The organism is Acinetobacter sp. 18QD2AZ41W, from assembly GCF_009829025.1.
In the GTDB taxonomy this organism is placed as follows: Bacteria; Pseudomonadota; Gammaproteobacteria; order Pseudomonadales; family Moraxellaceae; genus Acinetobacter; species Acinetobacter pseudolwoffii.
In genome coordinates this window covers 1-24,017 of record NZ_WURP01000007.1, presented here as the reverse complement: position 1 = coordinate 24,017, position 24,017 = coordinate 1, and the positions used below count along the sequence as shown (strand labels likewise).

Annotated in this window: 20 protein-coding genes; 5 read left to right on the top strand and 15 right to left on the bottom strand. The window is 44.0% G+C overall.

Going from position 1 to position 24,017, the window contains the following annotated elements; genetic code table 11:
* Nucleotides 1-55 precede the first annotated feature (55 nt).
* On the top strand, nt 56-1,351 hold the full coding sequence (locus tag GVV58_RS10865; RefSeq protein WP_159516535.1) for a solute carrier family 23 protein: 1,296 nt from the start codon (nt 56-58) through the stop codon (nt 1,349-1,351).
* Nucleotides 1,352-1,617: 266 nt separating this feature from the next.
* Here the strand turns inward: GVV58_RS10865 and GVV58_RS10860 are convergent, their stop codons facing one another.
* From GVV58_RS10860 to ilvD (GVV58_RS10835), 6 genes are all read right to left on the bottom strand, one after another.
* The gene (locus GVV58_RS10860; RefSeq protein WP_004280844.1) at nt 1,618-1,797 is read right to left on the bottom strand and encodes a hypothetical protein; all 180 of its coding nucleotides are present in this window, start codon (nt 1,795-1,797) and stop codon (nt 1,618-1,620) included.
* 308 nt (nt 1,798-2,105) lie between these two features.
* Nucleotides 2,106-2,393: a chorismate mutase gene (locus GVV58_RS10855; RefSeq protein ID WP_159516534.1), complete on the bottom strand. Its 288-nt coding sequence runs from the start codon at nt 2,391-2,393 to the stop codon at nt 2,106-2,108.
* Nucleotides 2,374-3,696: a hypothetical protein gene (locus tag GVV58_RS10850; protein ID WP_159516533.1), complete on the bottom strand. Its 1,323-nt coding sequence runs from the start codon at nt 3,694-3,696 to the stop codon at nt 2,374-2,376. The genes GVV58_RS10855 and GVV58_RS10850 overlap by 20 nt, the downstream gene beginning before the upstream one ends.
* A gap of 150 nt (nt 3,697-3,846) precedes the next feature.
* Nucleotides 3,847-5,532, bottom strand: coding sequence for a dihydroxy-acid dehydratase (gene ilvD / locus GVV58_RS10845; protein WP_159516532.1), 1,686 nt, complete (start codon nt 5,530-5,532; stop codon nt 3,847-3,849).
* A 126-nt stretch (nt 5,533-5,658) separates the two neighbouring features.
* On the bottom strand, nt 5,659-6,966 hold the full coding sequence (locus tag GVV58_RS10840; RefSeq protein ID WP_159516531.1) for an RNA-guided endonuclease TnpB family protein: 1,308 nt from the start codon (nt 6,964-6,966) through the stop codon (nt 5,659-5,661).
* A 196-nt stretch (nt 6,967-7,162) separates the two neighbouring features.
* The gene (gene ilvD / locus GVV58_RS10835; protein WP_159516530.1) at nt 7,163-8,992 is read right to left on the bottom strand and encodes a dihydroxy-acid dehydratase; all 1,830 of its coding nucleotides are present in this window, start codon (nt 8,990-8,992) and stop codon (nt 7,163-7,165) included.
* A 408-nt stretch (nt 8,993-9,400) separates the two neighbouring features.
* On the opposite strand from ilvD (GVV58_RS10835), the gene fmt reads away from it, so the two are divergent.
* Both fmt and rsmB read left to right on the top strand, forming a co-directional pair.
* Nucleotides 9,401-10,363: a methionyl-tRNA formyltransferase gene (gene fmt, locus GVV58_RS10830; RefSeq protein WP_100329643.1), complete on the top strand. Its 963-nt coding sequence runs from the start codon at nt 9,401-9,403 to the stop codon at nt 10,361-10,363.
* The gene (rsmB, locus tag GVV58_RS10825; protein ID WP_159516529.1) at nt 10,360-11,667 is read left to right on the top strand and encodes a 16S rRNA (cytosine(967)-C(5))-methyltransferase RsmB; all 1,308 of its coding nucleotides are present in this window, start codon (nt 10,360-10,362) and stop codon (nt 11,665-11,667) included. Before fmt ends, rsmB begins: the two co-directional genes overlap by 4 nt.
* Before the next feature lie 84 nt (nt 11,668-11,751).
* Here the strand turns inward: rsmB and zupT are convergent, their stop codons facing one another.
* The 4 genes from zupT to GVV58_RS10805 form a co-directional block, all read right to left on the bottom strand.
* Nucleotides 11,752-12,561 (bottom strand): zinc transporter ZupT, encoded by an 810-nt coding sequence (gene zupT / locus GVV58_RS10820; RefSeq protein ID WP_159516528.1) that lies wholly within the window; start codon nt 12,559-12,561, stop codon nt 11,752-11,754.
* A gap of 90 nt (nt 12,562-12,651) precedes the next feature.
* Complete coding sequence (locus tag GVV58_RS10815) at nt 12,652-12,762, bottom strand: methionine/alanine import family NSS transporter small subunit (RefSeq protein ID WP_005173576.1); 111 nt, start codon at nt 12,760-12,762, stop codon at nt 12,652-12,654.
* A 10-nt stretch (nt 12,763-12,772) separates the two neighbouring features.
* Nucleotides 12,773-14,248, bottom strand: a complete 1,476-nt coding sequence (locus tag GVV58_RS10810) for a sodium-dependent transporter (RefSeq protein ID WP_074383770.1) — start codon at nt 14,246-14,248, stop codon at nt 12,773-12,775.
* Between the two features lie 587 nt (nt 14,249-14,835).
* On the bottom strand, nt 14,836-16,284 hold the full coding sequence (locus tag GVV58_RS10805) for an aldehyde dehydrogenase family protein (protein WP_159516527.1): 1,449 nt from the start codon (nt 16,282-16,284) through the stop codon (nt 14,836-14,838).
* Nucleotides 16,285-16,419: 135 nt separating this feature from the next.
* Here GVV58_RS10805 and GVV58_RS10800 point away from each other — a divergent pair, with 135 nt between their 5' ends.
* Nucleotides 16,420-17,109 (top strand): TIGR04219 family outer membrane beta-barrel protein, encoded by a 690-nt coding sequence (locus tag GVV58_RS10800; RefSeq protein ID WP_159516526.1) that lies wholly within the window; start codon nt 16,420-16,422, stop codon nt 17,107-17,109.
* A 379-nt stretch (nt 17,110-17,488) separates the two neighbouring features.
* Nucleotides 17,489-18,040 (top strand): type 1 glutamine amidotransferase domain-containing protein, encoded by a 552-nt coding sequence (locus GVV58_RS10795; RefSeq protein WP_159516525.1) that lies wholly within the window; start codon nt 17,489-17,491, stop codon nt 18,038-18,040.
* Between the two features lie 45 nt (nt 18,041-18,085).
* Here GVV58_RS10795 and GVV58_RS10790 read toward each other — a convergent pair whose 3' ends face one another.
* The 5 genes from GVV58_RS10790 to GVV58_RS10770 form a co-directional block, all read right to left on the bottom strand.
* A complete protein-coding gene (locus GVV58_RS10790) occupies nt 18,086-18,409 on the bottom strand; it encodes an ankyrin repeat domain-containing protein (RefSeq protein ID WP_159516524.1) in 324 nt (107 codons plus the stop codon).
* Between the two features lie 17 nt (nt 18,410-18,426).
* Complete coding sequence (locus tag GVV58_RS10785; protein ID WP_159516523.1) at nt 18,427-19,101, bottom strand: hypothetical protein; 675 nt, start codon at nt 19,099-19,101, stop codon at nt 18,427-18,429.
* Nucleotides 19,102-19,196: 95 nt separating this feature from the next.
* Nucleotides 19,197-20,546, bottom strand: coding sequence for an aromatic acid/H+ symport family MFS transporter (locus tag GVV58_RS10780; RefSeq protein ID WP_100535500.1), 1,350 nt, complete (start codon nt 20,544-20,546; stop codon nt 19,197-19,199).
* Nucleotides 20,547-20,882: 336 nt separating this feature from the next.
* Nucleotides 20,883-22,247 carry an MFS transporter gene (locus tag GVV58_RS10775; RefSeq protein WP_171255752.1) on the bottom strand — a complete coding sequence of 455 codons (1,365 nt, stop codon included), beginning with the start codon at nt 22,245-22,247 and terminating at the stop codon, nt 20,883-20,885.
* A 288-nt stretch (nt 22,248-22,535) separates the two neighbouring features.
* Entirely contained in the window at nt 22,536-23,783 is a 1,248-nt protein-coding gene (locus GVV58_RS10770; protein ID WP_159516522.1) for an esterase-like activity of phytase family protein, read from the bottom strand.
* Between the last annotated feature and the right edge of the window lie 234 nt (nt 23,784-24,017).

Here is a 24,017-nt window from a genome sequence, read left to right as displayed (position 1 = left end):
TCTTCTAAAGAACAAGAGTATGATGTGCACAATTTATCTTTCGAGTGCTCATTTTATGTCCAGTTGGTTTCCCAAATGGCGCCCTTATGAGGGCAGCATCGATGCACGCCCAGTAGGTACCGCAGAGTATTTGCCACCCGCACAAACGGTCGTTTTGGGTGTACAACATGCTTTTGCCATGTTTGGTGCGACTGTACTGGCACCTTTTTTAATGGGCTTTGACCCTAACCTTGCCATTTTAATGTCAGGGATTTGTACCATCCTGTTCTTTCTGATTACCGGTGGCCGGGTTCCAAGTTATTTAGGTTCAAGCTTTGCCTTTATTGGTGTGGTCATCGCGGCAACCGGTTATGCCGGTGGTGGTGGACTCAACCCCAATATTGGTGTCGCAGCCGGCGGTATTATTGCCTGTGGTATCTTCTATGCCCTGATGGGTTTTCTGGTCATGGCGACCGGCACGCGCTGGATTGAAAAGCTGATGCCACCGGTGGTGACCGGTGCCGTAGTGATGATCATTGGTCTAAACCTGGCGCCGGTGACGGTAAAAAGCGTGATGGGCAACACCTTTAATATGTGGATGTCTCTGGTTACCGTCATGTGTATGGGCTCAATTGCCGTCTTTACCAAGGGTCTGCTACAACGCCTGCTATTATTGGTGGGGCTGTTATTGGCTTATCTGATCTATTTCGTGCTCAGCAATGTTATGGGTTATGGCACTGCGATCAATTTCCTGCCCATTCAGCAAGCCGCCTGGTTCGGGTTACCGACCTTCCACGCACCGACTTTTGAAGTCAATGCCATGTTGATCATTGCACCGATTGCACTGATTTTGGTGGCTGAAAATCTGGGACATATCAAAGCAGTAGGCGCGATGACCGGAGAGAATCTGGATCCGCATATTGGGAAGGCCTTTGTTGCAGATGGTGTTGCAACCACTCTGGCAGGCGGTGTGGGTGCGCCGGGTATGACCACCTATGGTGAAAACATTGGTGTAATGGCCGTAACACGGGTTTACTCGACCATCATCTTTGCAGTCGCGGGTGTCTTTGCTGTGTTCCTGGGTTTATCGCCTAAGTTTGGTGCGGTGATTCATACTATTCCAACGGCGATTCTGACCGGTGCTTCGATTATAGTCTTTGGTTTGATTACTATTGCTGGTGCCAAAATCTGGATTGAGAACAAGGTCGATTTTTCGCAGAACAAGAACCTGATGGTGGCTGCGGTGACCATTATTTTAGGTACGGGTGATTTTGCCCTGACTTTTGGTAGCTTCAATCTGGGTGGTATTGGTACGGCAACGTTTGCAGCCCTGTTCTTAAACTGGTTCTTCAGTCTGGTCGATAAAAAATAAAATTCAGCGATGACTGGGCACAGCCTGTTGCAAGCAAAAAGACCGAACATATATGTTCGGTCTTTTTTGTAGCCTAAAACAGTCTGTCTAGAATGAACTGTTTTAAGTGACTGGCAATTGATTCACGTTGGCTTATTTCTGTTTTTTAAGCGCTTGCTTCAGTTGCTTCAATTTGCCTTTATGTTTTGAAATCTTTTTCAAACGTGCTTTGATTTCTTGCTTTAAAGATTTAACTTGCTTAGCCATGGTATTACTCCCTAGTAAGGCTATTCGTTAGGCTTGTGTTGTTTCACAAAACCACGAATAAATTTTCTTAATTCACGAGCAGCACTAGTATCCAGTTCTTCGCAGAGACGAATAAATTCATCACGCTCCGTACTCTGAATACGAATTAAAAGTTGTCCATCTTTCTTGCCTGTCTTTATTTTTTTGATTTGCTCGCTCATTGCTTATCTCTCCAAAATAAAGACTACTTTGCAAAAGATGTATATACAATATATATACTTTTTAAATTAAATCAAACTTACATTGTAAAAATATTTAATAAAATCAATTTCTTTTTTTTACCATAATTTCTATAAAACCGTGCAAAGCCCGTCCAGGCAAGGCTTTAGGCACTTGGCTGAATGGGCTTTTTATGGATAAATTATTTTTGCAAAAAGGCGATGTTGTGCTTAAAAATCGCCATGGCTACAGCAAGATCTCCTGCATAGCTTGAAGATCGTCCGGCGTAGTTGAACTGAAATGAGCCCGTTTAAGGACGAAACTCTTTCAGTTCACGTTGAATAAAGTATTGGAACATTTCACGGTATAGATGTTCAATAAACTCCTGATCGAGGCCCTGCTTTTGCGCCAATGCCCTAACATTTTCTACAATCTGTTCCATACGTTCTGGTGACTGCAAATCGGTTTCGGTTTTTTTGAAACGGGTGGTTTGATCAACATAAAATTGACGCGCAGCGATCAGCTCAACTAAAGCTGTATCAATGGCATCGATCTGTTGACGTGCATATTCTAGTGATTCAGCTTTGATCTTTTCCATGTTTTTTCAGTTCACTTTCAGTTTGATTATTACTCTTATACTTTTCTTCTAACACATTACTGAAAATACTTTCAATCATCCAGACCCGATATAAGCTATTAAATGTATAACTTTGATCATCTATCCGCAGTTCCAGTACCGGAAAGTTCGGCTGCGACTTCATTTCACAGAGCATATCATTGTCCTGCAGCTTCACCAGAATATCGTCCTGGGTCAGATCTACAATATTTAACTGTTGCTGCAAAAGTTTGAAATGGGGTGCATAAGACAGGTCTTCACCACGGGTCCAGACGGCCTGCAAGATCTGGTACATCGCCTCAATCCGCTGCTCCTCGGGACAGCTATAAAATAACTGTGCGATTGGCGCAATCGCCTGCTCGGTCGGTCGGCAAAACGGGGTAAATTCTACGTCCGTCCGTTTGGATAAACGTGTGGCCAGACTCCAGTCAAACTCATCCCGGCCACGATAGGACAAGGGATAGACATTCAACTGGATATTATAATAATCCGCCAGTTCTTCCTTGATATAGGCCAGCAAAAGCCAGGAGATCGGATCTTCCAGCGCGATATACAAGTCCAGTTCCGGATCCATCGACTGGATCTCGTTCAGCTCTTCAGCATCACTGATCAGATGCTCACGCCATTCAATGTGATCGATCATAAAAATCGGATTACCGGTCAGCAGTTTTTGCTGCTCCAGACGCCGGGTCAGACGCAACAGGTCATCGACTGCCTGATACTGGCGTCCGCCTAAATTAAAATAGCTGGCCAAAACCGGAGTCTGGTCAAAAATGCGTTCGGGAAAATCCTGTGGCTGATGATGGCGGCTGGCCATGGCATATAAGGTACGTAATTTTCCGGTCTGTTTTTGCCAGAGCATATGAAATACATCTTCCAGCAGATACAGGAAATCCTGCCCGCGCAGCGGGGTGCGCCGTAAAATCAGTTCCGCCTGTTGCAAGGCTTCAGCGCTTGGCAATTCTGGCGTGTCATGAAAACTGAAACGATGCTGTTTCGACAAGATCTTGGCATCATTAATCGTGTAATGCTGCCATTCCTCAAAAGACATCTGATTGGGGGGTTCTGCATGCGCACTGGAAATCATCACTTTCAGCGGCTTGAGCTGCGGACTTAAAATTTCTTCGAGCTGGGGCAACTGCTGTACCGCTAGATAGCTGTATACATCATCCAGTCTTAAATGGATACTCAGCCCATCTTGAATAGATAACACCGTTTGACGGATTGGTTTCTGGTAAAACCAACTCGATCGGATTGGATCAAACCAACGGCGTAACAGGGACATGAGATCGGCCTCGACAAGAATGACAGTGCGCAGCTCGACAAAGCTCAATCTGCGCAGAATAATCTATTTTTAAGATCGCAGAGCCAAAGCCCTGCATGGTGTAAAAACTTATATCAAGTCATAAGCAAATGTTCAATGTTTAACAATGGATTAGAGCTCAAGATTCAGGTCAGTGACTGCCCCGGTTTCTGCACCTGAGGTCAGTTTGGCGAATTTGGCCAGAGCGCCGTGGGTATAGTTCGGTTTTGGTTTGATCCAGACCGCTTGACGTGCTGCAATCTCCGGCTCATCCACATGCCAGGTCATTTCCCGGGTTTCCGCATTAATTGAAATCTGGTCACCATTTTGTACCAGACCAATCGGGCCGCCATCATAAGCTTCGGGGGTGACATGACCAATCACAAAACCGTGACTGCCACCCGAGAAGCGTCCGTCAGTAATTAAAGCCACCGAAGCGCCTAAGCCCTTCCCGATAATCGCAGAGGTCGGTTTCAGCATTTCTGGCATTCCCGGGCCACCTTTGGGACCAACGCCACGAATCACCACCACTTCACCCGGCTGGACTTCGCCATCCAGAATACCGCGCATGGCGCCCTGCTCACCTTCAAACACGCGAGCTGGGCCAGCAAAATGCAGTCCTTCCTTACCGGTAATTTTGGCGACCGCGCCCTTCGGTGACAGATTGCCTTTTAGAATCACCAGATGTGAGTCTTTTTTCACTGGCGCATCAAAAGGCAGAATAATCTGCTGGCCTTCCGGATAGTCCTGCACATCGGCCAGATTTTCTGCCAGCGTCTTACCTGTGACCGTCAGACATGAGCCATCCAGCATGCCGGCATCCAGCATGCGCTTCATCAGTGGTTGAATGCCGCCAATCGCAATCAGTTCTGACATCAGATATTTACCTGATGGACGCACGTCGGCCACCACCGGAATATCTTTACCAATCCGCACGAAATCATCCAGACTCAATTCCACTCCTGCGGTATGTGCCATGGCTAAAAGATGCAGTACACCATTGGTCGAACCACCCAGCGCAATCAAGACTTTAATCGAGTTTTCAAAGGCGGCTTTGGTCATGATGTCGCGCGGCTTAATATCCAGTCGCAACAGGTTCATCACCGCTTCACCGGCCCGGGCACAGTCAATTTGCTTGTCTTCCGATACCGCTTCCTGTGCCGAAGAGCCCGGCAGGCTCATACCTAAAGCTTCAATCGCAGAGGCCATCGAGTTGGCCGTGTACATACCGCCACACGAACCCGGACCTGGCAAGGAAACCTCTTCAATATGCTTGACCTGAATCGCGTTGATTTCACCTTTGGCATATTGACCCACCGCTTCAAACACTGAAATCATGTCGGTATGACCTTCACCCGGTTTGATGGTTCCGCCATAAATAAACAGCCCCGGACGGTTGAGGCGCGCCAATCCCATGATACAACCGGGCATGTTTTTGTCACAGCCACCAATGGCAATCACACCATCATAAGCCTGACAGCCGACCACGGTTTCAATCGAATCTGCGATCACTTCCCGTGACAGCAGGGAATATTTCATGCCTTCGGTGCCATTGGAAATGCCATCTGAAATGGTAATGGTATTAAAGATAATGCCCTTGCCACCCGCCGCACTCACGCCCTGCTCTACGGTTCTGGCCAGACCATCAATATGCATATTACAAGGCGTGACATTGGCCCAGGTCGAAGCAATGCCGATAAATGGCCGGTTAAAATCGGCATCCTGAAAACCGGTGGCACGCATCATGGAACGCGCCGGTGCATTTTCAATACCTTCATAAACGGGGGCAGAATGCTCGCGGATATTATCTTTACTCATTATTCTCTTCCTGGGCGATGACCGATTTTAAGCGTCGGTCTTGGACAATTTATTTTAAGATCATTGTTTGACATACTCCCACCACTTTCACTTTATTCAAGTGGGGGATTCTAAAAGCATCAGCTCTTAGGTGACTTCCTCACGGATTTCGCTTGCTTTCTGCTTCATCGGGCGACCTTTACCGCATCCACCCTCCACAGACAAAACGGTGTGTCCCACCGCCAAAATATTACGAGAAGCGTTAATATCCGCATTCTCGCTAAAGCCACACGCAACACATTCAAAATGTGCCTGAGTAAGCCTATTTTCTTTTGCAACATGACCGCAGGAGCTACACGTTTGACTTGTGTATTTCGGGTCAATCTTAACGAGTAAACCACCTCGCCATTGTTGTTTGTACTCCAATATATCAACAAGCATTGACCAACCTTGATCTAGGATTGCCTTGTTTAAGCCCGACTTGGCTTTGACATTCTTTCCTTTTTTCTCGATTGTGCCACTTGCTGACTTCGACATATTGGCTACTTTTAAGTCCTCAACTACGATCATTGCGTGGTTTTTGCTGAGAGTTGTCGTGACTTTATGTAGGTAGTCATGCCGAATATTAGCAATATGATAATGTAGCTTGTTAATTGTGGTGTTCAACTTTTTCCAATTTTCACTAAACTTCAATTTTTTGCTCAACTTACGTTGAAGTTTAGCTAATTTAATTTGGTTGGTTTTAAAACTGTTCTTTGGGTTAAATACCTCACCCTCAGATGTTGTGACTAATTTCTTGACACCTAAATCAACACCAACTGCGGTTTTGGATGGATGTACTGGATTTTCCAATAACTCTTTTTCACTGCCAAATGAAATATACCAATGACCTGATCTCTTACTGATTGTCACATTCTTAATTGTGCCTAGAATATCTTGTGATTTTCTAAATTTCACAAATCCTATGCCATTTGGCAGCTTAACTCGATTACCCTCAATTCGACAATATTTATCAAATTGCACCAATCTAATTGAATCGTAACCATCTGATTTTTTCTTAAATCTAGGCATCAGTGGGCGTAACTGGATTTCAGAACCATCAGTGAGTTTGAGGAATTTGGGCTTGCGTGGTTTACGCTTATTTTCTTTTAATCTTGTATGTTCTTTTGCATTGAAAAACCTTGTCCAAGCCGAAGCCAGATCACGAATTTTTTGCTGTAGGGAAACAGCATTAGAATGATTTGCTAAAAAAGCATATTCAGGATTCTTTTTAAGACTGGTGATTTTATTCACCAAATTGGTTGCATTGATAAATTCATTCTTTGCAAACATTTCAAATGACACAACTAAAATTTGATTCCAAACAAAACGCGCAGAACCAACAAGATTGTTTAAAATAACCTCTTGCTCTTCATTAGGCTCAAGCCTAAATTTATACGCCTTGTTGATTTTCATTTTTTTTAAAACTTATTTAAATACAATGTTATATTTCTTTTATTTTAACATAAAAACGAATTAAAGCTAAATTAAAAAACTTACGAAATTCACCTCCACCCTGACTGTCGGGTGGAGTCCTCTTTCATTTTAAGATAGTTTCTTGTATAAAAAAGCACCCCATCTGGAGTGCTATTTAAATCTGTAAAATTACAGCTTAGATATCACGTACCGCACCTTTCGCCGCACTGGTGGCATGCATTGCATAGGCTTTCAGCGCTTTAGATACTTTACGTGGACGTTCCTTTGCAGGCTTCCAACCTTTGGCTTCTTGTACTTCACGGCGTGCTGCCAATACATCTTCAGCAACGGCTAAATGAATGCTACGGTTTGGAATATCAATTTCGATACGGTCGCCATCTTCAACCAGGGCAATTGTGCCGCCTTCAGCTGCTTCTGGGGAAACGTGACCAATGGAAAGACCTGAAGAACCACCAGAGAAACGACCATCAGTGACAAGTGCACAGTCTTTACCTAAACCTTTCGATTTTAAGTAGCTGGTTGGGTACAACATTTCTTGCATGCCTGGACCACCCTGTGGACCTTCATAACGGATCAGCACCACATCACCTGCCACGATTTTCCCACCAAGAATGGCTTCAACTGCATCATCCTGGCTTTCAAATACACGTGCTGTGCCGTTGAATTTCAAGATAGAGTCATCTACACCCGCAGTTTTGACGATACAACCATCCAGTGCGATATTGCCATAAAGGACGGCTAAACCACCATCTTGCGAGAAGGCATGTTCAACATTACGAATCACACCATTTTCACGGTCACCATCTAAACGGGTGTAGTAACGATCTTGTGAGAATGCAGTTTGTGTTGGTACACCGCCCGGTGCTGATTTAAAGAAGTTATACACCTCTTCATTTTCAGTACGGATAATATCCCACTTGTCTAAAGCATCTTTTAAGGTCGCTTCATGTACGGTAGGTACAGAGGTATCGAGTAAGCCGCCACGGTCTAATTCACCGAGGATTGACATAATGCCGCCGGCACGGTGAATATCTTCCATGTGAACATTTTTAACCGCAGGTGCAACTTTACATAGCACTGGCACTTTACGCGATAAACGATCAATGTCGTCCATGGTGAAGTCAACTTCTGCTTCGTGTGCAGCAGCCAATAAATGAAGAACCGTGTTGGTTGACCCCCCCATCGCGATATCTAAAGTCATGGCATTTTCATACGATGCTTTGGTTGCAACATTACGCGGCAATACGCTGTAATCATTTTGCTCATAATGACGCTTGGTGATTTCCACAATCAACTGACCTGCACGCTCGAATAATTTCTTACGGTTGGCATGTGTTGCCAGCGTAGAGCCATTACCCGGTAAAGATAAACCAAGCGCTTCGGTTAAGCAGTTCATGGAGTTGGCCGTGAACATTCCTGAACATGAACCACAGGTTGGACATGCAGAACGTTCATAGGCTTTGACTTCTTCGTCAGTATAGTTGTCATCAGCAGCCACGATCATCGCATCAACAAGGTCAATCGCCTGTTCATTACCACGGATTTGGACTTTACCCGCTTCCATCGGGCCACCAGAGACAAATACCACGGGAATGTTCAGGCGCATCGCAGCCATCAACATGCCCGGGGTGATTTTGTCACAGTTTGAGATACACACCATGGCATCAGCGCAATGCGCATTGACCATGTATTCAACTGAGTCTGCAATCAGGTCACGCGAAGGCAATGAATACAGCATGCCGTCATGACCCATCGCGATGCCGTCATCGACTGCAATGGTATTAAATTCTTTTGCCACACCGCCTGACGCTTCAATTTGACGTGCCACCAGCTGCCCCAGGTCTTTGAGATGCACATGACCCGGTACAAACTGGGTGAACGAGTTCACCACCGCAATAATCGGCTTACCGAAATCTTCATCTTTCATTCCGGTAGCACGCCATAAACCGCGTGCGCCAGCCATATTTCTTCCGTGTGTCGATGTTTTTGAACGATAGTCAGGCATTTTATATTTCCAACAAAGTTTGAGCTTGAAATGAACCGGACAGATCCACTCTGGCTAAATCATACTGACAATAAGCTTAAATCAGTTAAATTTTACACCTATCATACTACAAGCCCTTGTTTTACAAGATGACCCTTTGGTTGTAGATGCAGGCAAAAATGTCTATAGAGAGGTCGTAATGATCTGACGATAAAAATTTCTTGATGAAATCTACTATACCGTCATCATCATCAGGACAATACAAAACTTTCATGAATAATTTTTACAATTTGCATGAGTTTTTTTTATATAAAAATTCCACTGAAATTCAAGCACTCACCGGTCTTATTCAATAAGTTTTTGCAACGATTAGGCTGAAATTTGGCTTTTGGCTTATAATACGCTTTAAGTTTATTTGGAATTTCATGTGTGAAGATCATATTTGCAGGCACACCAGAATTTGCAGCGACTGCATTGGCTGCGCTGCTCAAAACCGAGCATGAAATTGTGGCGGTGTATACCCAGCCTGACCGCAAGGCCGGACGCGGACAAAAACTCACGGCATCTGCGGTCAAGCAGTTGGCGCTTGAACACAATATTCCAGTGTACCAACCGCTTCATTTCAAATCTTCGACTGAAGAAGGTCTGGCAGCGCAAGCAGAACTCAAAGCCTTAAATGCAGATGTGATGGTGGTGGCGGCCTATGGCCTGATCCTGCCACAAGTGGTTCTGGATACACCAAAATATGGTTGCCTGAATATTCATGGTTCCCTGTTGCCACGCTGGCGCGGTGCAGCCCCGATTCAGCGCGCGATTGCTACTGGCGATACCGAAACCGGTGTGACCATTATGAAAATGGCAGCCGGTCTGGATACCGGAGACATGCTGTACAAAACTATCTGCCCAATTACCGCCGAAGATACCTCTGCCAGCCTGCATGACAAACTGGCGCTACAGGGCGCTGAAGCGACGCTAAAGGTTTTAGAATCGGAACAGACCTTGCAGCACTATTTAGCACAGCGTGAAGTGCAAGATGACAGCCTGACGGTCTATGCACATAAACTGTCTAAAGCAGAAGCGCAAATTGACTGGACACAAGCTGCGGCAGAGATTGACCGTAATATCCGCGCTTTTAATCCTTGGCCGGTAGCCTTTACCCCGCTGGATGACACAAACAATTTACGCATCTGGAACTCATCACTTTCTACGCACAACGCAAGCACTGCTCTGCCTGGTGAAGTGATTGCCCTGGATAAAGACGGCGTACATGTGATGTGTGGTGATCAGAGCGCCATTTGCATCACCAATCTGCAATGGCCGGGCGGCAAAGCCCTGAATGCTGTTCAAATTAATCAAACTCAAAAACTATCGCTAGGATATAAATTCACATGAGCCAAATTCAATCATCAGCTAAAAACTTGAATTTGCGCGCGCAAGTTGTCAAAACACTCTTGGCTGTACAAAATGGCCAATCACTTGCTTCAGTACTCAATCAACATATCAATATCGTGTCTGAACGTGACCGTGGTTTATATCACGAGTTAACCTTGGGCTGTTTACGTCAGTGGCATGGCCTGAAAGCCATTACCCTGCCGTTATTAACTAAACCCCTTGATAACCAGGCCCTAGAAAGCTGCTTATATTTGGGTTTATATCAGATTCTATGTACCCGCATTCCGGCACATGCCGCCATTTCAGAAACCGTGACTGCCGCCAAACAGCTGGGCTTTGAACCTTTAAGTGGTCTGGTCAATGCGGTGTTACGTCGTGTTTCACGTGAAACAGAAGAATTTGATCTGGCTTTAAATCAGGCACATGGCCTGCCAAGCTGGTTATTCAAACGTTTAAAGAAAGACTGGCCGGAACAGCTGGCTGAACTGTCGCACGAGTTAAAACAGATTGCACCGCTGACCTTGCGTGTTAATGTCAATCAGGTTAGCCGTGATGAATATCTGGAAATTCTGGAAGAAGAAGGCTATGAAGCACGTGCTTGCAGCCTGTCTGAAGTCGGGATTGTACTGGAACAGAATGTGCATATTCCAAACCTGCCGGGCTATGAAGCCGGCGGCTTCTCGGTTCAGGATGAACACGCCCAGCTATGTGCAACCTTAATAACTGATCTGGAAGGTAAAGTTGTAGTGGATGCCTGCGCTGCACCGGGTGGTAAGACTGCGCATATTCTGGAAAAGTATAGCCCGAAAAAGCTTTATGCAATTGATCAGGATGCGAAACGTTTGGTTCGCGTGGCAGAAAATCTGGAACGCTTACTGTTAACCGATTATGCCGAAGTTGAAATTATTGCAGCCGATGCCATCAGCTGGACAGCGCCTGAACCGGTTGATTGTATTGTGCTGGATGCACCATGTTCTGCGATTGGTGTGATCCGCCGTCATCCGGATATCCGTTTGCTGCGTCATTCTACAGATATTCCGCAAACCGTCGCGCTGCAAAAGCAGATTCTGGAAAATATGTGGCAGCAGCTAAAAGTCGGCGGCACCTTGCTCTACATTACCTGTTCGATTCTGAAAGCGGAAAATGAACAGCAAATGGTCGAGTTTTTTGCCCAGCATGCCGATGCCAAGGAAATCAAGATCGAAGCCGATTGGGGCATCGAACAGATACATGGTCGTCAGTTGTTGCCGAAAGCAGATCAAGGCGATGGCTTCTTCTATTGTCGTATTGAAAAGATCGCATAAATCATCATTTTTAAAGTCGGAAAAGGTAGCTTCGGCTGCCTTTTTTATTGCATGCTTTATTGCATGGCCGACTTGTAACAGGACTTACTGAATAAACTTAAAGATCACCAGACTGGTTGCCAGTGCAGCCATGCCACTCACCAGTCCATAGACGGTTTCATGTCCTTCGGCATAACGTTTTGCCGTCGGCAATAACTCATCCAGTGCCAGATAGACCATCACCCCGCCAATCAGGCCAAACACCAGACCATATACCGTATCGCTCATATAAGGCGCCAGAATAAAATAGCCCAAGGCAGCACCCAAAGGTTCAGCCAGTCCCGACACCAGACTGGCCCAGAGCGCATAATCTTTGCGTCCGGTCGCCATATACACTGGCAAGGCAATTGCCACACCTTCCGGGATATTATGAATCGCAATTGCCACCGCCAAAGGCGCACCCAAGGCAGGACTTTCCAGCGTGGCAAAAAAGGTCGCCAGACCTTCTGGCAGGTTATGTGCGCTAATGGCGAATAAAGTCAGCATGCCGGTACGCAATAGTTGCGGTGAACTGACGCCCTCACTGGCATGCGTTTCAACAGTTTCATGCGGATTTGGCACAAAATGATCCAGCAATAACACCAGAATCACGCCCAACAAAAATGCAAAGGTGCCAAAGGCAAAACCGGTTTTTTCATCAAAAGCCAGACTAAAGGAGGCAATCGATTTATTCAGAATTTCGGTTAAAGAAACATAGATCATGGCGCCCGCGGCAAAGGCCAGACCAAAGGCCAGCAGACGGAAATTGGGTTTTTTTAAGAAGAGTATCAGTCCTCCACCCACTACGGTGGCAAGCCCAGCGAACAAGGTCACGGCAAAGGCTGTATAGACTTGTCCATCTGAAACGGAAATCATGCCAAATCGTCAGCCATTAAAAAAGTCATTATCACCATAGATGATAATGACTTTCGTTTACAGTAAAACAGTAGGTTTATGTGAAGATTTTTAGTCTTCTGGTTCTTCTGGATTTTTTGCCAGATGAATCACGGACAGTACCAGACCACCCCACAATAAAACGATAGAGATGATCATCATCACCAGTGCAGATGTATTCATAGTCGCTCTCCTAGCTATGACGGTCTTTGACCAGACTAAACAGAATGGCGCCCAGAATAAAGAATGCCATGACACCTCCACCCACCATCCACAGGGTGCTGGCAGCATAGCCACCATAACCTTCTGCCATGATCGATTTCAGGGTCAGACCCAATGCCATTAATAAGGACAACGGCGTGATGACGGTCAGCATGAAGTTCCAGCTGCGACCAAGTTTCACGCTGGCAAACTGATTCACATGGCCTTCCAGCTGCTTCATCAATGGACGACGGAACCACGACAACAGAATAATGGAGATCAAACCACCACCGACAATACCGATATTATTGGCAAAGTAGTCAATAATGTCGACAAAGGTAATCGCACTATGGGTCGAGAACATCAAGGTAGAAATCACCGCTGAACCACCGGCAATAATCGTGACTGACTTGTTCTTCGACCAGCCCAGTTTGTCCTGGAATGCGGCAATCGGAACTTGCAGGATACTGACCATCGAGGTAATACCGGCAACGGTCAATGAAGCAAAGAACAGGAAGCCAAACAGGTCACCGCCTGCACCTAAACTGGAAATGATTTTCGGGAAAGCAATAAAGGCCAGACCAATACCGCCAGATACAACATCTTCAACATTTGCACCTGCGCTGAAGGCCATAAAACCAAGCGCTGCAAATACACCAATACCCGCCAGAATTTCAAAGGATGAGTTGGCCAGTGCCACCACGATCCCAGAACCGGTCAAGTTGGTTTTGCGTTTCAAATAAGAGGCATAGGTCAACATAATCCCAAAGCCCACCGACAGTGAGAAGAAGATATGACCAAATGCGGCCAGCCAGACTTTATAGTTGCTCATGGCCTCCCAGTTCGGCGTAAAGAAAGCATTTAAGCCGTCGACTGCACCCGGTAAGCGTACTGCCTGAATCACCAGAATAGAGAATAAAATTACCAGAAGTGGCATAAAGATTTTATTCGCCAGTTCCACTCCACGGCGTACCCCACCGTAAAGAATCAGCATCACCGCAGCCCAAACAACCACCAGACCAAAAAACAGGACAGGAACAAAACCTAAACTTAAACCTTCACCATTTTGCAGATAAGTGTTGAAAAAGAAGTCCTGGGTATCTGTGCCCCACTGCTGCCCAAAGGAATAGAACATATAACTGCCGGCCCAGGACAAGACGCTGGCATAATAAATCCCGATGATCAGGGTCACCATCACCTGCCACCACCCCAAGGATTCGGCATTCATGAGTTTTTTATAGGCCATGGGTGGTGCTTTACGGAACTTGTGTCCGACCGCATAGTCTAAAAACAATAAAGGCAAACCTGCTGCAAAAATCGCAATCAGGTAAGGGATCAGGAATGCCCCACCCCCATTTTCATAAGCCACATAAGGGAAACGCCAGATATTTCCCAAGCCAACGGCGGAACCAATGGCTGCAATAATGAATCCTGATCGTGCAGACCAATTCTCACGAGTTTCTGTCATAGAACACCTAAACTTTAAACCCCTTCAGATGCTGCTTGTTATGGTTATAGCGCAAGCAAATAAAGAAGCATTTCAATTATTTTGGGTGTTTGGATTAGAGCTGCACCTTTTGGGCGTCGAATTCTAATGTACAAACAGGTCAGCAGGTCTTACATCTTGCTTAAAGTCTGATCGAAAAGCTGACCTTGTAGATGGTTCAACAATACTGACTTTTTTAAATTTTTTCTGTAAATTCTGCTGAAAATATTCGTTATTTATAATCTATTCGAATTAAGCGTTCAATAATTCTGCGAAATAAGCCAGATTAAACAAGTTATATATTGACAAACTTTTTGGAATATATTTTTTCTTAAGTTTTACTACAGGGTCGCTGTTTTAAAAAATGTATTGCAAGACTCTAATCCAGCATCTGTTTTTAGATCATTATTGGACGATGAAACAGCTTATAGTAAGGCGCGTGACCAAGCTGTGATATGGGAAATCAAAGTCTCTCATGGAACTTTAACCTCTTTAAAAACCGGCTCAGATATCACAAGCAGATTTAAAAACCAGCCACCTGTGATATCGAAGCGATGAATATTCTGAACTTAGGCTTTAATCACCAGCATGCGCTCTTCCTGCATGTCGCGAATGGCTGACTGAATCCCTTCACGGCCCAGACCTGAATCTTTAACCCCGCCATAAGGCATGTTATCGACTCGGAAAGATGGAATATCATTGATGATGACACCGCCCACATGCAGATGATCCCAGGCATACAGCATCTTGTTCAGATTCTGGGTATAGACCCCAGCTTGCAAGCCAAAACGGCTACGATTGATACAGGCAATCCCCGCTTCAAAATCAGGATAAGGTTCAATCATCGCCACCGGACCAAAGACTTCATCACGGTAAATTTCCAGATTATGATCCACGTTTTCCAATAAAGTCGGTGCGAACATCACGCCATCCAGCTCACCACCTGCCAGAATTCTGGCATCCTTTTTCACGGCTTTTTCCAGCCATTTTTTCAGGCGTTTGGCTTCTGCTTCCTTGATCATCGGGCCGACCAAAGTTGTGCTCAGATTTGGATCGGTGGCTTTCAGATGTTTGAGTTTTGCAAGCAGTTTATCTCTGACTTCGGCATAAATATCCTGATGCACCAGAATGCGCTGTACACTGATACAGACCTGCCCGGCATGACCATAAGCACCGCCAACCAGACGGGTAATCAAGGCATCATTAATTTCGGTATCCGGCTCGATCATGACTGCGGCATTACCGCCCAGCTCCAGAACCACTTTTTTGCGGCCAGCACGCGCTTTCATATCCCAACCCACCACATCGGAACCGGTAAAACTGAGTAATTTAAAACGGTCATCGGTGACCAGCACATCGGCCAGCTCGCGCGGACAGGGTAAAACTGAAAATGCGCCTTTCGGCAAATCGGTTTCCGCCAGAATCTCGGCAATTTTCAAGGCAGAAATCGGCGTCAGACTGGCGGGTTTCAACACGAAAGGACAACCGGCAGCAATCGCCGGTGCAATTTTGTGGGCGGTCAGATTTAAGGGAAAATTAAAAGGGCTGATTAAAGACACTGCGCCAATCGGCACCTGCTTAACCATACCCTGATACCCCGATGCTGCCGTGGTTACAGCCAAAGGCAGCATACGTCCCTGATCGATTTGAGTCACGGCATCTGCGGCAATTTGAAAGGTATTAATCAGACGCTCGACTTCGGCTTCTGCCGCTTTGCGCGGTTTACCGCCTTCTGCAATCAGAATTTCAGTCAGTTCTTCACGAATTTCATGAAAACGGCGCACACAATGCAGTAGAATTTTCTGTTTTTGAAAGGGTTCTAAAGCCGCCATCTCTGCCTCGGTGTCTAGGGCAGACTGAATGGCCTGCTCCAGACTTTTGGCATCGGCCAAAGCGACACGTGCATAGGGTGCTTGCGTATATTTATGTTTAACCTCTAGCCATTCTCCGGTCTGAACCGCCTGACCAGCCACATAGAATGAATAGTCTTTACACTGTTGTACTGCTGTAGATCGCATTTTTTAGTCCTTCAAAATCCCAGGATATACATTTTTGAAATTCTCTATATCATGCACTTGCTGATAAATATTAAGAAGATGTTTTTAAGTAACCAGACACGCTCAATTTTAATAAAGCTTTAGGGACTCACTGTCATGCAGACAAAAATACTCGCCATATTATTCTTCAGTTTTGGATTAAGCACGCTCAGTCATGCAGATTTCATCGGGGCAAAAGCCGATCTCAGCTACTGGAATTTTAACGGTTATAGCGAAAATAGCAGTATGAAACATGGTCTGGATCGACAAGGTACGGCGCAGCTGTCCGTGGCTTTTGAACATCCGATTCCGCTTTTACCGAATGCCAAAATCAAATATGTCAATCTGGACAGCAACAGCGAACAAAGCACTCCGATCAATGCCTCAGAAATCGAACTGAAGAATATTGACTATATTCTGTATTACGAATTACTGGATACCGTGGTACATGCCGATGTAGGCGCAGGCTTAAGCAATCTGGAGGGTACGGTAAAAAACCTGAATACCGAGGCTTTCACGCAATACGATCTGGATGAATACACTCCACTGCTCTATGCAACTGCAGGGGTTAAATTGCCATTTACCGGACTGAGTGCCAAAGCAGAAGCCGTTTACAGTCATGGCAGCGATAGTAAAAAGACCGATGTACAGGCTGAGTTACAATATGATTTTATTGATAATCTGCTGGTCGATGTCGGTGCCAAAATCGGTTATCGCATGATGACGGTAGATTTTCAACAGGATCAACGTCCAGATTTACAGCTGGAATTTAAAGGCCCGTATATTGGCTTAGATGTACATTTTTGATGCCAAGAATTCAGCAGCTGGTCGTGCTCAATTTCTCTGCGTTCATGTAAGTCAAAGCGTACAACAATAAGCGCAATCTGCTGCTGGTACAAAATCTGCTTGTGTATTACTTTAGACACATAGAGAGCAGGATGCTCCGAAAACCTAAAAACAACAAGAATAAGCAAGCATCAGGACGTGAGGTACGACAGGAGTTATACCTAAATCACGAGATACGGAAAAAGCCCCAACAGGATGTTGGGGCTTTTTTTCTGCTATTTCTTTTTCTGTGCATTGTTTTATTTATCTTTGCTTAACAGTTCCGAGTTAAAACTCCAACATTGTAAAAATCGGCTTGTTGTTAAGCTAAAAATCCTCACATTTTTTGGGAACAGCAATCATGGTAAAAAAGGTCCTCTTTATTACATCCAATCAAGGTATTGAACATGATGAACTGACTGAGCCTTTAAATTTTTTAAAGTCCAAAGGTTTTGAAGTGATTCATGCTGCAGAAAAAAATGAAGATGTAGCCACTGTCAAAGGTGATACCAAAGCTGCTACCCAATATACGCCTGATACCAGTTTCGACCATGTCGACCTGAATGATTATGATCTGTTGGTGATTCCAGGTGGTACAGTCAACGCAGATACTTTAAGAATTAATCAGGATGCCCAGAAAATTATTCAGCACTTTGCCGACAATCACAAACCGATTGCGGCGATTTGTCACGGGCCATGGGCCTTAATTGATGCAGATCGAATTAAAGACAAGAATCTGACCTCGTATAAAAGCATCAAGCTGGATCTGGAAAATGCCGGCGGAAAATGGGTCGATGAAGAAGTGCATCGCTGTAATACCGGCGACTGGGTACTGATTACTTCACGGAATCCGGATGATCTTCCGGCCTTTAATGAAGCCATTTTAAAAGAACTTGAAGGCGATGCTGCCTAAGTTCCTACCATAAAAAGAACCTCATGATTGAGGTTCTTTTTAAATTTAGATACCACCGGCCAGACTTTTCAGATAAGCCACAACATCTTTATTGCCGGCCATTTCTGCCAGTTCTAGTGCCGTATGTGGACTGCGATGGGCAATATCTGCACCTTTGCTAACCAGAAGCTTGACTACGTCTAGATGATCATTTTCAGCAGCGGCCTGTAAAGCACTATAGCCTTCTTCGTCGGCAGAGTTAACGTCCAGACCTTCCTGTAAGCCTTGCTCGACCTGTTCAACATCGCCTAAAGAAGCCCAGTACACCAGTTCAGGAAGATGTAATTCGTCATCATCTTCAGGGATTGGGGAGAATGAGTCGAATTGCATAGAATCTACCTCAAGATTTATTTTAAGTCTGAGGGTATAAAAGCATATCCATTATAACTAATCCAATCCATGTGCAAAAAATTTCCTAATGATTTAACTGACTCAATATTAGCTGTAGGACCCATTAAAAAACTAGAGAAAACATTTCTTTTATTATTTTCTTTATATTCATGGATATACCATACACCCTGTATATGTTTTCTTTGAATATTGCCTTGTTCATCTTTTCTATGTAATAGACGACTTATTTCTTGGTAAATAAAATCTTGATCATGAAAATCATTTCTTTCATTTAGAAGAACTAATATCCCTGTGCAATCATCTTTTCCTATAGCTTTTTTAGTTTCAGAGATTTGTTTATCTGCTGATGAAAGAAGTGATCGCAAATTTCGAGAGGCATAATCACATAATTTATTTCTAATAAAATTAGGATCTTTATGTTTTTGGATCAACTCTTCAATATGTACAGTCCCAAAAAATTCTGGGAAATCCTGATCTTTATCTACTTGATCATTTGTAAAGTCATTAATTGTACTCTGTCTATCTTTTTCTAAAAATTTGACTTCCAAAATCCATGAGCGCTCAAAAGCAAAATAATCTGCCTTACGCCCTATAAATTTAATATCCTGTATATCATCTATCGATTCATATTCAGAATCCGCAAACTTCTTAAAACGATCATTTAGGTTCATTTATTTATCACTTTTTTAATATTTTTAAAATTTATCATTTAATGATAATAATAAAAAAGCCCCCTTTCGGAGGCTTCTTATTTAAAAACTTAGCTTTAAGCTTTAGACACTGCTGGCTCAATTGCACCAATCTTTTCAGATTCATTGTCATGCATGATTAACGCAACCGCAATTGCAGTAATCAGAACCGGTAAGCCGACTGCCATAAAGTTGAAGTAAGCAGGCAGGTTCATACCAAGCAGACCACCAATCAGGATCGGCCCTACAATCGCGCCCATACGACCAATCGCAGAAGACCAGCCAATGCCTGTCGAACGTACCGCAAGCGGGTAGAACTGCGCAACATAGCTATATAGCAACATTTGTGAACCAATCGACGCTGCACCCGCCAGAAACACCAGGATGTAAAGTAAGAATTGGTTAGATGCGAAGCCCATTGAGCTCATCACAATCGCACCCATCATACCGAGGAACATCAGAACCGGTTTCAAGTGGAAACGATCCGCCAGAATACCGCCACCGACAATACCCACAACCGCACCAACGTTCATCACCATCATGAACATCAAGCTGTTGTCCATAGAATAGCCAGCTGCCATCATTAACTTCGGTAACCAGCTACTAAGCGCATACATGGTTAACAGACAAGTGAAGAACGCGACCCAGAACAGTAAAGTATTGACCGCACGACCACGACGGAACAAGCTCACCACGTTTGCTGCTTCAGGCACATTTTCCTGTGGCAGGGTAAGCGTTGTATTCTCGGTAACCGTTAGATTTGGTGCCAGACGACGTACGATTTGACGTGCTTCAGCCTGCTTGTTTTGCTTCACAATAAATGCCAGCGATTCAGGCAAAAATTTCCAGATCACTGGTAATAAAAATAATGGAATACCCGCGATAAAGAACATGATTTCCCAACCAAAACTTGGGGTAAACCATGAACCCAACAACGCAGCCATTACACCACCGACGGCATAACCACTAAACATGGTGGTTACCAAGGTACTGCGCATTTTTTGTGGCGCATATTCCGAAGTCAATGCCACCAGATTCGGCATGACCCCACCAATACCCAGACCGGCAAGAAAACGTAAAATACCGAATTCGGTTGGATTTGAGGCAAAGCCACCCGCAAAAGTTAAACCACTGAATAATACAATACAGATCATGATCACTTTCTTACGACCGATCTTGTCCGCGAGGGAACCGAAGATCATCGCACCAAACATCATGCCAGCCAGTGCGGTACTTGCAAGCATGCCCGCTTGCACTGCACTTAAGCCCCAGTCTTGCATCAGTAAGGGTAAAACCACACCATTGATTGCTAAATCGTAGCCATCAAATAAGATAATAAGTAAACACCAAGCAACTACATTGAAGTGGAAAGGCGTGAATTTCGCATTATCGACTACAGAATTTACATCTATTTTTTCCGTTGTCATCGTTCTCATCTCCCATGAGTACTTGTCCATAACATCTTTGTTGAAGATTGAAGGCAATCTTCAATGTCAGGCAATATACGCAAGCGGGATTTAAGGCACAATAAGACTAATTGATATTCTGCTATGACAAATGTAATGCCATTTATTTGCGTGATATGTCACATTATTATTAAAATTAAATTTTAAGCCATTAATAATAATGACTTTAATTTAAGCAGAATTTGTAGATTTTTTAGCTCAATCACTTTTTTTGAGTGGTTTTATTTCATACTAAAGATATAAAAAACCCCTTCAGACAAAGGGGTTTTTTAAACTGAATGAATCTATGAGGATCGTTTAAATTTTGGCTGCTTTTAATTGTTTCACCTGAACGCGACCGGGTTGTGGTTGACGAATCATTGAAATAGCGATGATACCAATAATACCCGGCATGGCAACCGCGATGAAATTCCATTTATGTGGTAATTCCATACCCAGCAGCATACCAATCACAATTGGACCCACAATTGCACCTGTACGCCCCACAGCAGAAGCCCAACCAATACCGGTAGAACGTACTGCAACAGGATAGTATTGAGCAACATAGCTATATAACAAGATACTGGTACCAATAGATGAAGCACCTGCTAAACTGACAAGTAAATAAATAACAGGTGTTGGAGAGTTAAAGCCTAAACCAACCAGAGACAGTACACCCACAGTTAACATACTAATAAGAACAGGTTTAAAGTCAAAACGGTCTGCCAGAATACCACCGCTAATGGTTCCGATCACGGCACCAATATTCAGTGCTAATAAGAACATTAAACTGCTGCCTAAAGAATATCCCGCAGCCATCATGAGTTTTGGCAGCCAACTTCCAAGTGCATAAAGCATGAGCAAGCACATAAAGAAAGCAATCCAGAATAAGAATGTTCCCATTGCACGATTTTCTGTAAATAACGCTTTTACTGATGCACTTTGTGTCTGATCGCCTGTGGCTAGAACCAGTTCAGTGTCTGCTCGTACGTCTGCAGTTGGCTCAACTCGTTTTATAAAATGACGTGCCTCATTCATTTTTTGTTCTTTAACCAAGAAAGTTAGAGACTCAGGTAAGAACTTCCAAAACAATGGAACAAAAAGTAAGGGAATACCTGCAATGAAGAACATAATTTCCCAACCAAAACTTGGGGTAAACCATGTACCACATAATGCAGCCATAATCCCGCCTACGGCATAACCACTAAACATGGTGGTTACAAGTGTACTTTTTAAACGTTTAGGCGCATATTCAGAGGTTAAAGCAACCAGGTTAGGTAATACTCCGCCTATGCCCAAGCCGGCAATAAAACGTAAAATACCAAACTCTGTTGGAGTGGTGGTAAATCCACCCAAAAATGTAAAAGCACTAAATAAAGTGACACAAATTAAAATCACTTTTTTACGACCGATTTTGTCTGCAAGCATCCCAAACAGCATGGCACCAAACATCATGCCGGCTAGTGCTGTACTGGCAAGCATGCCTGCTTCAACAGCACTCATGCCCCACTCCTGCATCAGTAGAGGCAGAACGACACCGTTAATTGCTAAATCATACCCGTCAAATAGAACAATAAACAAACACCACAATACAATGCTTAAGTGAAATTTATTGAATTTTGCCTGATCAATCACATCATTCACACTAACCGTATTTGCTGCCATTTTCGTGTTTTCTACCATTTTTACTCACCTCCTGTGAGTTATTATTCGTTGTTTTCAGCACGACACATGCCACTAACTCTTATTTATTATTTTTAATGATTCTTATCGCCATGTTCGTGCAACAACTTAGTTCAACACAGCTAATTTTCAGGCAATATGCGACTAAAGTCTTAAGCTTTGCTCAAAATTCTAAACCCATGCGTCCAGTTTTTAATGATTTCTTAACAATTCAAGCTACTTCTTCGATATAAAAATCCCTGAGTTCTCAGACTCAGGGAACGTTTTAAAATTGAGAAAAAACTGAAATTAATATAATGCTTGAGCTAATCGGATTTGAATAATTTCATTATCATCTGCCAGATTTCGATTACGACCACTTGAACCGGGAAAGTTATTGTCATTCAAGACGGTAATTAAATCAGGCCCTTCAATAATAATGTCTTCAATGGTCTGAAATGGAAAACCAAAGCGCTGACCGGTGGCAAGATCTCCCGGACGTACCGGACCATAAAGTAAATCTGGATTGGCCAGATCCATTAAATTAACCAGTTCTTCACGTGCGACAGACTCACCGGACTGATTCAATCTGACCTTGATTAATTTTTTATAGCCGCCCAGATTATTTTCACTGTCATCACGTTCAATAATCACACCTTCTTTGGCACTAAATAACTGAAAATCACCAATTGCAGAGGCTTTCGAAGCCAACTCAAAATAATAGAAATTTCCAGTATAAACTTTCTTTTCCAGATCAAATTCTGAAATGATTAGTTGTGGCGTCGTGGCATTTAATAAAGGTTTTTCAAGTAAAGGATATAAATAGCGACCATTGAGGGAAATTGCCATACCTTCAAAGCCCCCACTCCGCTGTACCAAAGGTTCAATATAACCGGTAGTCCCCTTGTTTAGCTGATTTTGTGGAGATCTGAGTTCAGTTCCAGCTTCTAATGGATGCGCTAAAGCAATCGGCGGACTTTTTAATATTCCATCTGCACTAAAATGTAATAAATAAGGGCCAAATTCATCTCCAATCCAGATATCGCCATTGGGCGCGCGCTGCATAGATTCCGGATCAAAGTCAGCACCTGTCAATAAACGCTCTTGAGTATTCTGATGGACAATTTCAAAAGGAATCAGTTTGTTCGGATCACGAAGCTGAATATAAGATAAATGTTTGACAGTTGCTGTACCGCCCGCCTTGGTTCTGAAAGCGCTAGAAAGATGATGCAAACGCAATAAATAATCAGAAGAATTATCTTGCGAGCCAAAGCCATTATCCGACATCACCAGATAAGTTCCATCCGGCTGCTTTAATGCAGCAGAAAAACCCTGTACAGGCTGGCCTGAAAATGGAGGAAAAATACCATTTGCCCCACGTACATCTCGTCCTGAATCAGGGCCTTTTGCATAGGTCTCTACATCCAGTTTGGCAAAAGACACCAAAGTTGGTTCAGTTACGCTTTCGATGGGCTGAAGGGTTTTATCATCGGATTCATTGCATGCCGTCAGAGCGAATACAGAGACCGCCAGCAAACTTAAAGAAATTTTTCTCATACATCTATTCATCTTTTTATAAAGTCGACATCTTATTTAATACAGTGTGAATGACAGGACAGTTGCGATGAGATGAAGTTTTAAGGACAGTTTTATCTTAATAATTATAAAACCCCCACACAAAAAAACACCCCCTGCATAAGCAGGGGGTGTTTCGAATAATGAGCTGGCGATGACTTACTCTCACATGGGTAACCCCACACTACCATCAGCGCAAAGAGGTTTCACTTCTGA

Bases quoted from the DNA above. Each gene is read 5' to 3' on its own strand.
- GVV58_RS10865 (WP_159516535.1), top strand. From the start codon at position 56: ATGTCCAGTTGGTTTCCCAAATGGCGCCCTTATGAGGGCAGCATCGAT.
- GVV58_RS10860 (WP_004280844.1), bottom strand. From the start codon at position 1,797: ATGAGCGAGCAAATCAAAAAAATAAAGACAGGCAAGAAAGATGGACAA.
- GVV58_RS10855 (WP_159516534.1), bottom strand. From the start codon at position 2,393: ATGGAAAAGATCAAAGCTGAATCACTAGAATATGCACGTCAACAGATC.
- GVV58_RS10850 (WP_159516533.1), bottom strand. From the start codon at position 3,696: ATGTCCCTGTTACGCCGTTGGTTTGATCCAATCCGATCGAGTTGGTTT.
- ilvD (WP_159516532.1), bottom strand. From the start codon at position 5,532: ATGAGTAAAGATAATATCCGCGAGCATTCTGCCCCCGTTTATGAAGGT.
- GVV58_RS10840 (WP_159516531.1), bottom strand. From the start codon at position 6,966: ATGAAAATCAACAAGGCGTATAAATTTAGGCTTGAGCCTAATGAAGAG.
- ilvD (WP_159516530.1), bottom strand. From the start codon at position 8,992: ATGCCTGACTATCGTTCAAAAACATCGACACACGGAAGAAATATGGCT.
- rsmB (WP_159516529.1), top strand. From the start codon at position 10,360: ATGAGCCAAATTCAATCATCAGCTAAAAACTTGAATTTGCGCGCGCAA.
- zupT (WP_159516528.1), bottom strand. From the start codon at position 12,561: ATGATTTCCGTTTCAGATGGACAAGTCTATACAGCCTTTGCCGTGACC.
- GVV58_RS10815 (WP_005173576.1), bottom strand. From the start codon at position 12,762: ATGAATACATCTGCACTGGTGATGATGATCATCTCTATCGTTTTATTG.
- GVV58_RS10810 (WP_074383770.1), bottom strand. From the start codon at position 14,248: ATGACAGAAACTCGTGAGAATTGGTCTGCACGATCAGGATTCATTATT.
- GVV58_RS10805 (WP_159516527.1), bottom strand. From the start codon at position 16,284: ATGCGATCTACAGCAGTACAACAGTGTAAAGACTATTCATTCTATGTG.
- GVV58_RS10800 (WP_159516526.1), top strand. From the start codon at position 16,420: ATGCAGACAAAAATACTCGCCATATTATTCTTCAGTTTTGGATTAAGC.
- GVV58_RS10795 (WP_159516525.1), top strand. From the start codon at position 17,489: ATGGTAAAAAAGGTCCTCTTTATTACATCCAATCAAGGTATTGAACAT.
- GVV58_RS10790 (WP_159516524.1), bottom strand. From the start codon at position 18,409: ATGCAATTCGACTCATTCTCCCCAATCCCTGAAGATGATGACGAATTA.
- GVV58_RS10785 (WP_159516523.1), bottom strand. From the start codon at position 19,101: ATGAACCTAAATGATCGTTTTAAGAAGTTTGCGGATTCTGAATATGAA.
- GVV58_RS10780 (WP_100535500.1), bottom strand. From the start codon at position 20,546: ATGACAACGGAAAAAATAGATGTAAATTCTGTAGTCGATAATGCGAAA.
- GVV58_RS10775 (WP_171255752.1), bottom strand. From the start codon at position 22,247: ATGGTAGAAAACACGAAAATGGCAGCAAATACGGTTAGTGTGAATGAT.
- GVV58_RS10770 (WP_159516522.1), bottom strand. From the start codon at position 23,783: ATGAGAAAAATTTCTTTAAGTTTGCTGGCGGTCTCTGTATTCGCTCTG.